This is a genomic window from Roseibium sp. ROS1 (genome assembly GCF_054658215.1).
On record NZ_BAAGIG010000003.1, the window covers coordinates 693291 to 706878 of the forward strand.

The 13588-nt window shown below is 60.6% G+C and carries 16 protein-coding genes and 1 riboswitch; of the genes, 7 read left to right on the forward strand and 9 right to left on the reverse strand.

Translation table 11 applies throughout. The annotated features are described in order from the left end of the window. Window positions 1-18: 18 nt before the first annotated feature. Complete coding sequence (locus ACYQ6M_RS19315; protein WP_062490240.1) at window positions 19-462, reverse strand: MarR family winged helix-turn-helix transcriptional regulator; 444 nt, start codon at window positions 460-462, stop codon at window positions 19-21. Window positions 463-557: 95 nt separating this feature from the next. Here ACYQ6M_RS19315 and ACYQ6M_RS19320 point away from each other — a divergent pair, with 95 nt between their 5' ends. Beyond that, entirely contained in the window at window positions 558-1262 is a 705-nt protein-coding gene (locus ACYQ6M_RS19320) for a glutathione S-transferase family protein (RefSeq protein ID WP_460075058.1), read from the forward strand. 42 nt (window positions 1263-1304) lie between these two features. On the opposite strand, the gene ACYQ6M_RS19325 is transcribed toward ACYQ6M_RS19320, so the two are convergent. Next, entirely contained in the window at window positions 1305-1949 is a 645-nt protein-coding gene (locus ACYQ6M_RS19325; protein ID WP_228869684.1) for a cysteine hydrolase family protein, read from the reverse strand. Window positions 1950-1971: 22 nt separating this feature from the next. Beyond that, window positions 1972-2439 carry a MarR family winged helix-turn-helix transcriptional regulator gene (locus tag ACYQ6M_RS19330; protein ID WP_460075060.1) on the reverse strand — a complete coding sequence of 156 codons (468 nt, stop codon included), beginning with the start codon at window positions 2437-2439 and terminating at the stop codon, window positions 1972-1974. Window positions 2440-2695: 256 nt separating this feature from the next. Here ACYQ6M_RS19330 and ACYQ6M_RS19335 point away from each other — a divergent pair, with 256 nt between their 5' ends. Next, window positions 2696-2977 (forward strand): class I SAM-dependent methyltransferase, encoded by a 282-nt coding sequence (locus ACYQ6M_RS19335; RefSeq protein WP_460075061.1) that lies wholly within the window; start codon window positions 2696-2698, stop codon window positions 2975-2977. Window positions 2978-3019: 42 nt separating this feature from the next. Further along, window positions 3020-3451 (forward strand): hypothetical protein, encoded by a 432-nt coding sequence (locus ACYQ6M_RS19340; RefSeq protein ID WP_460075063.1) that lies wholly within the window; start codon window positions 3020-3022, stop codon window positions 3449-3451. A gap of 64 nt (window positions 3452-3515) precedes the next feature. Here the strand turns inward: ACYQ6M_RS19340 and gcvPB are convergent, their stop codons facing one another. The 6 genes from gcvPB to ACYQ6M_RS19370 all read right to left on the reverse strand — a co-directional run bounded on the left by gcvPB (window position 3516) and on the right by ACYQ6M_RS19370 (window position 9787). Next, window positions 3516-5108, reverse strand: a complete 1593-nt coding sequence (gene gcvPB / locus ACYQ6M_RS19345; RefSeq protein WP_152508324.1) for an aminomethyl-transferring glycine dehydrogenase subunit GcvPB — start codon at window positions 5106-5108, stop codon at window positions 3516-3518. Then, a complete protein-coding gene (gene gcvPA / locus ACYQ6M_RS19350) occupies window positions 5105-6451 on the reverse strand; it encodes an aminomethyl-transferring glycine dehydrogenase subunit GcvPA (protein ID WP_055657839.1) in 1347 nt (448 codons plus the stop codon). Before gcvPA ends, gcvPB begins: the two co-directional genes overlap by 4 nt. A 213-nt stretch (window positions 6452-6664) precedes the next feature. Next, window positions 6665-7150 (reverse strand): OsmC family protein, encoded by a 486-nt coding sequence (locus tag ACYQ6M_RS19355; RefSeq protein WP_023002002.1) that lies wholly within the window; start codon window positions 7148-7150, stop codon window positions 6665-6667. A 3-nt stretch (window positions 7151-7153) separates the two neighbouring features. Next, a complete protein-coding gene (gene gcvH, locus ACYQ6M_RS19360) occupies window positions 7154-7525 on the reverse strand; it encodes a glycine cleavage system protein GcvH (protein WP_023002003.1) in 372 nt (123 codons plus the stop codon). Window positions 7526-7551: 26 nt separating this feature from the next. Continuing rightward, window positions 7552-8703, reverse strand: coding sequence for a glycine cleavage system aminomethyltransferase GcvT (gene gcvT, locus ACYQ6M_RS19365; protein WP_023002004.1), 1152 nt, complete (start codon window positions 8701-8703; stop codon window positions 7552-7554). A gap of 182 nt (window positions 8704-8885) precedes the next feature. Further along, window positions 8886-8978, reverse strand: a riboswitch (glycine riboswitch). 224 nt (window positions 8979-9202) lie between these two features. Further along, on the reverse strand, window positions 9203-9787 hold the full coding sequence (locus ACYQ6M_RS19370; RefSeq protein ID WP_031269728.1) for a hypothetical protein: 585 nt from the start codon (window positions 9785-9787) through the stop codon (window positions 9203-9205). A 189-nt stretch (window positions 9788-9976) separates the two neighbouring features. Here ACYQ6M_RS19370 and ispH point away from each other — a divergent pair, with 189 nt between their 5' ends. Genes ispH through ACYQ6M_RS19390 form a run of 4 tightly spaced genes read left to right on the forward strand, consistent with a single transcriptional unit; the run spans window position 9977 to window position 13356 of the window. Further along, window positions 9977-10978 (forward strand): 4-hydroxy-3-methylbut-2-enyl diphosphate reductase, encoded by a 1002-nt coding sequence (ispH, locus tag ACYQ6M_RS19375; protein WP_460075067.1) that lies wholly within the window; start codon window positions 9977-9979, stop codon window positions 10976-10978. Between the two features lie 4 nt (window positions 10979-10982). After that, window positions 10983-11948 carry a homoserine kinase gene (gene thrB / locus ACYQ6M_RS19380; RefSeq protein ID WP_460075069.1) on the forward strand — a complete coding sequence of 322 codons (966 nt, stop codon included), beginning with the start codon at window positions 10983-10985 and terminating at the stop codon, window positions 11946-11948. Beyond that, window positions 11945-12415 carry a ribonuclease HI gene (gene rnhA, locus ACYQ6M_RS19385; protein ID WP_055657829.1) on the forward strand — a complete coding sequence of 157 codons (471 nt, stop codon included), beginning with the start codon at window positions 11945-11947 and terminating at the stop codon, window positions 12413-12415. The genes thrB and rnhA overlap by 4 nt, the downstream gene beginning before the upstream one ends. A 17-nt stretch (window positions 12416-12432) precedes the next feature. After that, entirely contained in the window at window positions 12433-13356 is a 924-nt protein-coding gene (locus tag ACYQ6M_RS19390; protein WP_208984429.1) for a diacylglycerol/lipid kinase family protein, read from the forward strand. The last annotated feature ends 232 nt before the right edge of the window (window positions 13357-13588 follow it).

Here is a 13588-nt window from a genome sequence, read left to right on the forward strand (position 1 = left end):
ACTCCCCGGGAACAGACGTCACTGCACCAGTTTGCCCAGCACCTTCCAGAGCGCTTCGGTGTCCCCCGGCTCCAGATGCCTTGTGAATTCGGTTTCCACCGCTGCCCGGTAACACGGCCACATGGCCTTCAAGAGCGTCTCCCCTTCCTGGGTCAGACGCACCGAGACACCTCTGCCGTCTTCCGGGCTCTTCAGCTTTTCGATGTAGCCCGCAGCGGCCAGCCGGTCGAGCAGGCGCGAAACATTGTACTGGGCCAGCAGCATCCGCTTTTCGATTTCGACCGGTCGCAAAGTTTTGTCCTCTGCCCGGCTTAATTCCAGCAGCACATCGTACCAACCAAGAGGTGGGAATCCGGCCGCCTTCAGGCGTGCCTCGACCCGTGCCAGCACGTTGCCGCTTGCACGCTGCAGACGGGCCCAGGCGTCGATGGCCTGGGGGACGGTTTCGGCGGAATTGCTCATGGCCAAGAAATAGAAAATTTATGCAATTGCATCAATCTTGATTTTTCATGCATATGCATCCATCTTAATGCAGATGCATGAAAAGGAGTTTCCAGATGCCCGACACACTCACGCTGATCAGCCATGCGCTTTGCCCTTACGTGCAGCGCTCGGCGATCGTCCTTCATGAAAAGAATGTTCCGTTTGACCGGGTTACCATCGACCTTGCCGACAAACCGGACTGGTTCCGCGCGGCCTCACCACTCGGCAAGGTGCCGCTGCTGAAACTGGGTGGTGATCGCTATCTCTTCGAATCCGCCCCGATCGTCGAATTCCTGGACGAGACAGAAGGGAGCCGGCTGCACCCGGAAGACCCTTCCGAACGCGCGCGGCACCGGGCCTATATCGAATTCGCCTCGCAGATCCTGAACGGCATCGGCGCGCTCTACAACGCCAGGGACGACACCGGGTTTTATGCTGCGGGTGAAGCACTTCGTGCAAAGTTCCGTCATCTGGAAGGTGAACTTGATCCGGACGGTCCCTTCTTCGCCGGAAGAACCTTTTCGCTCGTCGATGCGGCTTTCGCCCCGGTGTTCCGATATTTCGATGTCTTTGAGACGTTCTTGACGCTTGAAATGTTTGACGACCTCGACCGGGTTCTTGCGTGGCGTAGCAAGCTTGCGGCCCGCACATCGGTTCAAGAAGCAGTTACTGCGGACTATCCAGCGCTTTTGACCGCCTTTCTGCAAAACCGAAATAGCTGGATCTCCCAACTTCTCGACTTGCGCAGCCGGGAGCGATCACTCCTGGTCGCACACTGAGGCCTTCAAGCGCAGCCGGACATGGCGCCGACTGCGCCCGTTTCAGGCGAAGGCTGCGCCGAGTTTGCCCAACTCGCCTTTGAGGTCCGTCCATCTGTCCGGCGTCGTGGTTAGTGTCGCCGGATCCCTGATTTCGACGTCATACCCCCGGTTCAACGCCCCCTTTGCGGTCAGCTGAACGCAGTGACAGGCATCAAGACCAACCAGGACCAGCCGCCCGATCCGCTTTTCCTCAAGCCAGGCTTCAAATTGCGGACTGGAGAAACTGTCACCGATCGATTTCTCAAAGACCGGAGCATTGCCGACAGCAAGTGTTCGGTCGAGCTTCAAACCGTCTCGCCCCGGTGTACCGATACCGCCCGCCGACATCTTCATGGCCGCGATCACCGGCCAGTCGCGGAAGACATTCTTGACGAAAGCGACCTGGTGGCCTGCTATCCGATGCGCTTCCACCTGACGCCCTATTTCGGCAAGCACAGCGTCTCTCTGGCCTGGGTCAAAAGCGTGTTTGCCGGTGTTCCTGGTGAAGTCCTCCTGCACGTCGATCACCACCAGAGCTGTGCCCGGCCGCATTGACCTGTCGATACTTGCGCCCTTTGTCGGCGTTCCCAGCCGCCGCAGGCAATAAACGATATAGGCGACAACGCCTGCGGCACAGAGCCCGGCCGCAATCCAGATACCGGTCATGTGACCTCTCCTGTTCGTGAAATTATTCCAGTGCCTTGGGCCGATCCGGGTCGTCCTCGAACGCGGCAAAGTGATCAAGCATGGTGCAGAGCACCCGCTGCGTGGAACGCAGGTCGTCGTCCGAGAAGAGCTCGCAGACTGTCTCGATTTCGTCAGTCTCCCGTGCCCGGATTTCACCGAACCGGTCTTGCCCCGCTTCGTTCAAGGCAAACAGCGGTGATCGCTTGTGCGCCGGATTCGCCCGTCGCTCGACCAGTCCCTGCTCTTCCAGAGCGTTCATCAGGAGCTGAATCTGCTGGCGGGCAAGAAACAGCGCCCGGCCGATCTCGGGTACCGCCATCGGCCCGGCCTCCTCCAGCACTTCCATGACCGCTCGCATACCGACGGTCACGCCGGTTCCCTCCAGCTTGGCCTCCACCGCCCGCGCAAGCCGGCGGTGCACGGGGCGTATCAGGCGAATGATTTCATAAAGCTCGACAGACTTCTTCATGGGCACCTCAGTTGACAACTTATATGTCATTTTGACATTTATATTGTCAATAATATTTTTGAACACCCCTGTGTGTCATCACCCTGGAACCGAAGGCCCCAAGTCAGAAGGTTCGATCCCGGTGAAAACCAGGTTCCGTGCCTCGGCGAGGGTTTGGAGCTATACTGCCGGTCCCGTTCGTAGTCTGGAGCGAACCATGAGCAATCAGGAAGGCGTCCCCCGAAACTGAACATTCGCCGAGCGATACGACAGTGTCATGGTGCCGGTGATCTTTCAGCCTTGGGCACAAGAGCTGCTCCAACGGCAACCACCCCAACAGGGAGACCGGGTCCTGGACCTTGCGTGCGGCACCGGTGCGGTAATCCGTGAAGTCGCGAGCCTTGGGAACGGATTTGCGAGGCTGACCGGCGTGGACATGAGTGCGGGAATGCTGGCCGTTGCGGCCGAAAAGGCCAGCGTAAACGGGATAGACGCAGAATGGTTCGAGGCAACCGCAGGCGATCTGCCATTCCCTGATGGCGGCTTTGACCTGGCGTAATGTCAGCAGGCTTTGCAGTTCTTCCCCGATCGTGTCGGAGCCTTGCGCGAACTTCACCGCGTTCTGGCAAGCGGGGGCCGCGTCGCCTTCTGCGTTTCCCGCGGTCTGTCAGAAAATCCTCTGCTGATGGCGCAGGCAACCGCATTGGAAAAACACGTCGGCGCAGAGGCGGGGGCAGCCGTTCGTGCGATCTGCCAACTCTCCGACCCTGAAGAAATACGATCGAACTTTGAAGAAGCCGGGTTTCAGGATATCCAACTGGAGACAGTTTCACTGACGCTTCATCACCCGGATGGCCGTGCGTATGCCGCCGGAGCCATGGGCGGCATGCATACCGGAGACAAGCTCTCCCGGCTATCCGAAGACGACAGGAACGCCTGCTTCAATGATTTCCTGAAAGAACTGGGCTCCTGTTTTGACGGCAAGGCAATCCGGTTTCCTCACGTCTCCAACGTGGTGACAGCGCACACCTGAGCGACAGGAAACAAAAAACCCCGGCCGAAGCCGGGGTTTTCATCCTTGAAAATTCGTCCACGTGTTACTCGGCAGCAGCCGGGGTCACTTCGGCCGGAGCCGGCTCGGTCCATTTCAGGACCGGCTTGCGAGCTGCACCCGTTTCGTCCAGACGGCGTCGCGGGGCAAGATACGGTGCACCGGAGAAGCGTTCCGTTTCGCCGCGCTTTGCGCTCATCACGAGATCGCGCATGGTGGCGACAAAAAGATCGAGCGCAGCCCGGCTTTCCGATTCCGTCGGCTCGATCAGCATCGCGCCATGGACAACCAGCGGGAAGTACATGGTCATCGGATGATAGCCTTCGTCGATCATCGCCTTGGCGAAGTCGAGCGTGGTCACGCCGGTGTCCTTCAGGAAGCTGTCGTCGAACAGCACTTCGTGCATGCACGGACGCTCGCCAAAGGGCAGGCTCATCAGGTCCTGCAGGCCGACGCGAATATAGTTCGCATTCAGCACCGCATCTTCAGACGCCTGCCGCAGACCGTCGGAGCCGTGGCTCATCATGTAGGACAGAGCCCGCACGTACATGCCCATCTGGCCGTGGAACGCGGTCATGCGGCCGAATGGCTGCTCGCCGTCCTTGGTGGCAGCTTCGGTTTCGACCAGTTCGACACCTTTTTCCGTCTTGCGAATGAACGGCAGCGGCGCGAAAGGCGCCAGTCTCTGGGACAGGACGACCGGACCGGAACCCGGGCCACCGCCGCCGTGAGGCGTCGAGAAGGTCTTGTGCAGGTTGATATGCATGGCGTCGACGCCAAGATCCCCCGGGCGAGCCTTGCCGACGATGGCGTTGAAGTTGGCGCCATCGCAGTAGAAATAGGCATCCGCCTTGTGAATCAGATCGGCGATCTGCTTCACTTCCCGTTCGAACAGCCCACAGGTGTTCGGGTTGGTCAGCATGATGCCGGCAATATTGCCCTCGTGTTCGGCAATGGTCTTCTTCAGGGCCTCCAGATCGACGGTGCCGTCATCCTTGGCATCGATATTGACCACCTTGTAGCCCAGGAGCGCTGCCGTTGCCGGGTTGGTGCCATGGGCACTTTCCGGCACCAGCACGATCTTCGGATCGCGGCCGGCTGCCGTGTGGGCCGCCTTGATCGCCATCATGCCGCAGAGTTCGCCGTGGGCACCGGCTTTCGGGCTCATCGCGACAGCGGAGGTGTTGGTGGACACCATCAGCCAGTGGGCAAGCGCATCGATCAGTTCCAGTGCGCCGGGCACCGAGGAGACCGGCTGAAGCGGATGGATGTCCGCGAAGCCCGGCAGGCGGGCCATCTTCTCGTTGAGGCGCGGATTGTGCTTCATGGTGCACGAGCCAAGCGGATAAAGGCCGCTGTCGATGGCGTAGTTGTTCCGCGACAGACGCACGTAGTGGCGCATGGCTTCCGGTTCGGCGAGACCCGGCAGACCGATCTCGGCAGTGCGCTTGAAGCTGCCAAGCTCGAACTCGGCGCTTTCGTCCTCGTCGAGATCGACACCGGTTGTTTCCAGCGAGCCGAATTCGAAAATCAGCGGCTCTTCCATATCGAGACCACGGTTGCCGGTGAAGGTCTTCGGGCGGAAAGCATCCCCGGCATCACCTGCTGCGGTCGGGCGGCCTTGCGTGTTCATGCTCATGCCAGCACCTCCTTCAGCGCGTCCGCAAAGGCCGCGCGGTCTTCATCCGTATTGACTTCGGTCGACGCGACGACCAACAGGTTCGCGAGATCCTTGTTGCCCGGCTCCAGGCGTGAGACCGGCAGGCCTGCGAGAACGCCCCGTTCGGCCAGTTGCTCGACCACGTCCTCGGCCACCTTCGGCAGCGCAATCGTGAACTCGTTGAAATAGGCCGAGTTCAGAACCTCGACACCAGGCACGCCGGCAAGAAGCTTCTTCAGCTTCACCGCATTGCCATGGTTGATGCGGGCGAGTTTGGTCAACCCGGCCTGCCCCAGCAGCGACATGTGAATGGTGAAGGCAAGGCAGCAGAGACCGGAGTTGGTGCAGATGTTCGACGTTGCCTTGTCGCGGCGGATATGCTGCTCGCGGGTCGACAGCGTCAGCACGAAACCGCGCTTGCCTTCCGCGTCCACCGTCTCACCGCAGAGCCGGCCCGGCATCTGGCGGACATATTGCTGGCGGGTGGCGAAGAGACCGACATAAGGACCACCGAAATTGAGGCCGTTGCCGATGGACTGGCCTTCACCGACCACGATATCCGCGCCTTGTGTTCCCGGCGGTTCGATCAGGCCGAGCGACACCACTTCGGTGAAGACCGCGATCAGCAGTGCCTTGTGCTGGTGCGCCTTTTCGGCAATCGGCTTCAGGTCGATCAGCTGGCCGTAGAACGACGGCGACTGGACGACAACGCAAGACGTCTCGTCATCGATCTGTGACAGGATGTCTTCGGTGCCCGTCGGGTCTGCCGGCAGGCTGACGACCCGATCGCCGGCCATGTTGGACAGGCCTTCGACGACTTCCCGGTACTGCGGATGCAGCCCGCCGGAAAGCACGGCCTTGTTGCGCTTGGTCACCCGGTGCGCCATCAGCACGGCTTCACCGGTGCCGGTGGAGCCGTCATACATGGACGCGTTGGCGACATCCATTGCGGTAAGGCGCGCTACCTGGGTCTGGAACTCGAACAGGTACTGAAGCGTACCTTGCGTGATTTCCGGCTGATAGGGCGTATAGGAGGTCAGGAACTCCGACCGCTGGATCAGATGGTCGACCGTTGCCGGCACATGGTGCTTGTAGGCACCTGCACCGACGAAGAACGGTACGGAGCCGGCCGCAGTGTTCTTCGATGCCATGGCCGAGAGCTTGCGCTCCACTTCCATTTCGCTGGCTCGTTTGGGAAGGTCGAGCAGACCCTTCATGCGAACGTCTTCAGGGATATCCGCAAAGAGTTCATCGACGGATTTGACGCCGACCCGCGCGAGCATGTCGCTGCGGTCGGTATCGTTCAAAGGCAGGTAGCGCATCAGGCAGCTCCCAAGGGTTTGATCAAAAATCGGACCGGCGAAAACCACGCTCTCGCTTCATCAGCCCGGACCCGGAAAACTGACAAGCTTCCGGATACGGGCTCCCCGTTTCCTGCTCGGCGCGGTGGCGCCGTGCAGACGCACAGAGAAGAGAACTGGTCACCATCCAGAACAGGGAACCGGCTGCGACTTCGTGCGGCCGGTTCCGGAAAGTCACGGTGCGACGAGGCGGAGCGGTTCGGGCTCCACAACGATCTCGCACTTCACGGAGTTGGCTATGAAACAGACGTCATGCGCCTTTTCATGCAGATCGGTCAGCCAGGTCGGATCCGGGTCCTCGGCCGCAACCAGCGTGATAACCGGCCGCAACACCACTTTCGTGATTGCCATCTTGCCCCGCGCCACCCGGCTCATTTCGCCCTGGGCACGGTCGCTGTAACTGGCGACAACGAAATTCGCCCGCCGGGCAAGATCCAGGAAGGACATCATGTGGCAGGACGAGATAGCGGCGACGAAAGCCTCTTCCGGATCGACGGCGGCCTCAATGGAATATGGCAGGGGTACCACCGTGGGCGAAGCGCTTGCCGGGATCTCCAGACCACCGTCAAAACGCCAGATGTGCCCTCTGGAATAGGCGTTTGCGGCATAGTCGCCGTCGCATGCCCATTCCACCTGTGCCGTGTAGTAGTGCCCTGCCATGAATTACAACGTCTCCACGTACGCCTTGTAGGCTGCCGCGTCCATCAGGTCGGACAGCTGATCCGCATTGCCGACGGTCATCTTGATGAACCATGCAGCGCCTTCGGGATCTTCGTTCACCTTGGCCGGCTCGTCCACCAGCGCATCGTTGGCTTCAACGACTTCACCGTCGATCGGAGCGTAGACTTCACTGGCAGCCTTGACGGATTCAACGACGGCGGCTTCATCGCCCTGTGACAGTGCCTTGCCGGCTTCCGGCAGTTCGACGTAAACGACGTCGCCGAGCTGCTCCTGCGCGTAAGTCGTGATGCCGATGGTGGCTTTGTCGCCATCTACGGCGATCCACTCGTGGTCCTTGGAGTAATAGGTGGTCATATTGTGCGTCCGTTATCTGGAAAGATTTATGCTTTGGGTTTGCGGTAATACCGGTTCGGAACAAACGGCATGTCCGCGACGGTAGCGGGCAAGCGCTTGCCTCTGACGATCAATTCAAGTGGCGTGCCAGTTTCGGAGTGCTCCACCGGGACATAGCCCATTGCGATCGGGGCACCCACGGTCGGTGCGAAACCGCCGGATGTCACGGTGCCGATCACCGGCCCGTCGGGCAGTGCGATCTCGGCCCCTTCCCGCGCAGGTGCCTTGCCATCGAGGCGCAGGCCGACGCGGACGCGGCCCGGTCCCTTTTCGAGTTCGCCCTGAATGCGTTCGGCGCCCGGAAAGCCGCCTTCTTCTCGGCGGCGCTTCTGCATGCAGAAGGTGATGGCGCCTTCGACGGGAGACGTCATCTCGTCAATGTCGTGTCCGTAGAGGCACAGCCCTGCCTCAAGACGCAGGCTGTCGCGGGCCCCGAGCCCAATCGGTTCGACCCTGTCGTCGGCGAGCAGTGCACGGGCAATCGCTTCAGCAGCACCGGCAGGCACGGACATCTCCACGCCGTCCTCGCCGGTATAGCCGGCACGGGCAACGTGGCAGTCAATACCGTCAAACTCCATCGGTGCGGCGGCCATGAAGCCAAGTTCGGCTGCCTTTGGCGCATGTGCTGCGACCGCAGCCACGGCTTCCGGCCCCTGAACCGCGATCAGCGCACGATCGTCGATCACTTCAAGGGTCACGTTTTCAGGCAGTCTGTCGCGGAAATGGGCGTAGTCGACATCCTTGCGGGAGGCATTGACCACCAGCATCAGCTTGCCGTCTTCTGCTTCGGACAGCGGCCGGGTGACCATCAGATCGTCGATAATGCCGCCTTCGTCGTTGAGCAGCACCGTGTAGCGCTGACGGCCGTGGCCAAGTTCGACGAAATTGGACGGGGTCAGCGCTTCCAGAGCCCGGGCCGTCGTTTCGTGATCGGGACCGATCAACAGGGCTTGCCCCATGTGGGAGACGTCGAAAAGGCCGGCTTTCGTGCGGGTCTGCTGGTGCTCGGCCATGATGCCGGCCTTGTACTGCACGGGCATGGAATAGCCGGCAAACGGCACCATGCGTGCACCCAGTTCCACATGAAGGTCGTGAAGAGGCGTTTGTTTCAGATCTTCGTCTGCAACGGTTTCCGCCATGAACGGTCCTCGTATTCGGGGTTGCGCAGTCCCGAACCGGCCCGCATGGGTCCTGATCCGTCTGCACCCCCTCTGTCCGAGTACCTGAGAGATTTCCCGACCGGCGCCGATGACGCCTTTCGGTTACTCCTTCGGTGAGCAGTCCGCAAACCCACTTGCGGAGCACTGCTTTCCAGAGCGTTGCAGTTCATGCGGTCCTTCTGCCTGAGAGTTTCCGGGGCGGTTGCTCCTTCGGCGCCAGGATCCTTTCACCCGGCCTCTCCCGCATAAACATTGACGTGTTTCCACGCCAACCGGGGGACGACCCCGATTGGGGCCGGATTGTGCGAGGCAGACATAGTCTTGTCAATATGCGACATGCAGCCCCCGCAATTTTGCCGGTGCACAATTTTAGGCATCGTCTTGCAGAGTGTGCACGATCAATGGCCGGCCGGTTTCCATCTTCCCGGCCAGGCCTCAAATCCAGTCGAACCTGATGTGCTACGTGCGTGGCCGGGCCCTAGCGGCGACGGCCTTCGTCAAAGCCGAAGACAACCTTGGCGTCCGCACCTGCCGGGATCGTGAATTTCTCTTCGATCAGCGTCCAGGTTTCGCTTGGCGAGTTCGCTCCAAGCGTGACCGGAATTTTCACGATCTCGGAGCTGAGCGGCTTGGCACCGCTGCCACCGGGCACAATGGCGACGCGCATAGGCAGAACCACTTCGCCGCCCTTCCAGGCAGGACCGGAGGTGACATCGCCGGACAGGCCCAGCTTCATGCGGCGGCTACCGTCCGGTTGCTGCGTGCAGGTGTTGGCCCAATCCTTGACGGTGGCCTGGTAAAGCAGACCCTGCGGGTCATCGTCCTTGCCGCGCACATACTTGCGGATCAGGAAGGTGTTGGACTGAAGCTGCAGCGCAGGACAGGGAACCGGCGGGGCGAAGGTTTCGGGAGAAATCTCGATCGGCTGCTGGCCACCGGAAATAACCTTGCCCGCAACACCGTCAGCGGCACTCATACACCCCGCAAGAGCCGCGGCGGAAAGGCCCACGGCCATAATTGTCTTCAGGGTCTTGCCGGAGACGGCGGGAATCGCACTGATCATCTTCATTCCATAAAAATGCAACAATTGTCGGCGGAGCTTCATAGCAGGTGAAGAATTGCTTGGCGAGGCTTGTCAAACGCAAACCTTCAAGCAGCTCATTGTGGCTGAATTGGTTCAGCTTGCCGCACATCCCTTGACACAGCGTGGCTGCGAGCCCTTATTGCGCGCAGAAACGTTCCTCGAAAGAGCATGATGACCGAGAGCAAACAGGAAAAAACACCGCTTGCCATTCACCTTTGCGCGCCCCGCGGGTTCTGCGCCGGTGTCGATCGCGCGATCCAGATCGTGGAACTCGCCCTGGAAAAATACGGCAGTCCGGTCTACGTCCGTCACGAGATCGTGCACAACAAGTTCGTGGTGGACGGGCTGAAGGCCAAGGGTGCTGTGTTCGTGGAAGAGCTGGAAGAAATACCGGCCGGGCACACCGACAGACCGGTGATCTTCTCTGCGCACGGCGTACCGAAATCCGTGCCGGAAGACGCCCAGAGCCGCAAGATGTTCTATCTCGACGCCACCTGTCCTCTGGTCTCGAAGGTCCACAAGGAAGCGGAAATCCATTTTCGCCGGGACCGCGAGATTCTGCTGATCGGTCATGCGGGGCATCCTGAAGTGATCGGCACCATGGGCCAGTTGCCCGACGGCACCGTCAGCCTGATCGAGACTGAAGACGACGCGCGCGCCTTCACGCCGAAGACCGACCGCCCCCTCGCCTATATTACCCAGACCACCTTGTCCGTGGACGACACGGCCGGGATCGTGGCTGTGCTGCAGGACCGGTTCCCGCAGATTGTCGCTCCGCACAAGGAGGACATCTGCTACGCAACCACCAACCGTCAGGAAGCGGTCAAGCATGTGGCGCCAAAGGTCGACGCAATGATCGTTGTCGGCGCCCCGAACTCCTCCAACTCGCAACGCCTGCGTGAAGTTGCTGAACGGGCCGGGTGCAGGACTGCAGTGCTGATCCAGCGCGCAAGCGACATCGACTGGCACGATTTCGAAGGTATCACGTCGTTGGGTCTGACAGCAGGTGCATCGGCCCCCGAGACCCTGGTAGAGGAAATCATCGCGGCATTTGCCGACCGGTTCGACGTCAACGTCGAGACGGTGCGTACTGCCGAAGAAACGATTTCCTTCAACCTGCCGCGGGAGCTGCGCGAGATGATCGCCTCCTCCCAGGCCGCTGCCGGATAACCCCATGGCTGTTTATACCGAAGTAACCGATGAGGAACTGAACGACTTCATCGGCAGCTACGATGTCGGACGTCTGTTGTCATTCAAGGGCATTGCCGAAGGTGTCGAGAACAGCAACTTCCTGGTCCACACGGACAAGGCGTCCTACATCCTGACGCTGTACGAAAAGCGCGTGAACCCGGAAGATCTGCCTTATTTTCTGAACCTACTGCAGCATCTGGCCGCAAAGGGCCTTTCCTGTCCGACGCCGGTCCCTTCGAGGGACGGCGAACTTCTGGGCACACTCGCCGGCCGACCGGCCGCGCTGGTCACCTTTCTGGACGGCATGTGGGTCAAGCGGCCCAAAGTGGATCATTGCGCCGAGCTGGGCCGGGCCATGGCAGAGTTGCACCTCGACGGCGCCGATTACGACGGGTTCCGCAAGAACGCGCTCGACGTCAGCGGCTGGCGGCCCCTGTTCGATCAATGCGGGGAGCGCAGCGATACGGTTCATCCCGGTCTCGGTGCAGAGATCGCCAGCGAGCTGGACCACGTGGAAAAGGTCTGGCCCAGGGACCTTCCGGGCGGGGTGATTCATGCGGATCTGTTTCCCGACAACGTGTTCTTTCTGGGCAACGAGCTTTCCGGGCTGATCGATTTCTATTTCGCCTGCAACGATGCCTTTGCCTATGACATTGCCATCTGTCTCAACGCATGGTGCTTCGAGCAGGACATGTCGTTCAACGTGACCAAGGCAAAGGCCCTGCTCAAGGGCTATGCCGCCGTGCGACCGTTGAGCGAGGCTGAATACAATGCCTTGCCGACCCTTTGCCGGGGCGCGGCCCTGCGTTTCCTGCTGACACGGCTCTATGACTGGCTAAGCGTGCCGGAAGGTGCGCTGGTTACGCCGAAGGATCCGCTGGAATATCTGAAGAAGCTCCGCTTCCATCAGAGCATTTCCTCCACGCAGGCCTACGGGTTGGAGCGATGACGGAGAACAACAACCGGGTCACGATCTATACGGACGGCGCTTGTTCCGGCAATCCTGGCCCGGGCGGCTGGGGTGTCATCCTGCGGTTCGGGGAGCATGAGAAAGAGCTTTCCGGCGGCGAGTCGGAAACCACCAACAACCGTATGGAGCTGATGGCCGCCATTGAGGCGCTGAATGCCCTCAAGCGCCCTTGTGCGGTCGACCTTTATACCGACAGCACATACGTGCGCAGCGGCATCAAGGAATGGATGTACGGCTGGAAGCGCAAGAATTGGCGCACGGCCGCCAACAAGCCGGTAAAGAATGCCGATCTCTGGCAAGCTCTTGACGCCGCAAGGGAACGTCATGACGTTACCTGGCACTGGGTCAAGGGACATGCCGGCCATCCGGACAATGAACGCGCAGACGAACTGGCGCGCGGCGGAATGGCCCCGTATAAGAGCGGCGAAAAAACGAATCCTGTCTGATGAGCAGAGGATTTTGAGTGAGACTTTTCTGGTGGTCCGGCGCAGCAGCAGTGCGCACAATGGTTCCGGATATGGCCGGAAAGGTTCTGATCGTGGCCAACCCGACCTCGGGTGGCTATAGCGCCGAATTTCTGGATGACGTGCGCAATCGCCTGGAAGATCTCGGATGCAAGACCGAGATCCGGTTGACGAGACGTGCAGGCGAGATCGGCGACATCTGCGCGGATCCCTCGCTGCCTGTGCAGACGCTGGTGGTCGCCGGCGGAGACGGCTCCGTCAACGAGGCCCTGACCGGATTTCAGAACCACCCTGCCCCGCCGCAACTGGGCATCATTCCCTTCGGCACCGCCAATGTGCTTGCCCTTGAACTTGGCCTCCCGCGCAATGCAAAGGCAATTGCCGAGCTGATCCGACGCGGCAAGACCAGGCAGTTGCACTATGGCCTTGCCAACGGCAGGCCTTTTGTACTGATGGCCTCCGCCGGGTTCGATGCCGAAGTCGTTCACGCCGTGCCGCTTTCCCTGAAGCGGCGCCTTGGCAAGCTCGCCTATGTCATCACGGCGCTGCGGACCGGTTTCAAACGCAAGAGCGCCTCGCTGAAAGTTATCCTGGACGGTGAAGAGCTGACCGGCAAACTCGCGGTAGCCAGCAACGCCCGCCACTATGGCGGCCCCTTTGTCATTTGCCCCGGCGGGGCGACCGATCCCGGCTTGCATATGCTGGTTCTGGAAAGGGACGACCCCTGGTCGTCCTTCTGCTACGGCGTCGCGCTCTTGATGGGCCGCATCCACAAGGCCAAGGGCGCTTTGGTGCGCCCGTTCAAAACGGCTTCCATTCTGGCAACAGGTGCCGTGGCTGCACAGGTGGACGGCGATCCCTTCGGTGCAACGCCGCTGGAAATCCGGCAAACCGACAAGACCGTGCCCATCCTGGCACCTTGACGCGGAAACGGCGCGGCATCGCCTCCTCGCCTTCCAGCCCCAACTACATCTACTCCCTTTGCCATTGCAAGGCTTGCCCCTGCAATCCAATTCCTGATCTCAGCGAACCCTAAGCCCTTGCGGCTGGATAGCGCACGGCGTGGATGCCATGGTCGAGCCATGGCATGACGGAGTGTGTGGGAAACTGCTGTCAGAGCCCCTGACGCAAGATCAGCCGGCACGATAGATGCCG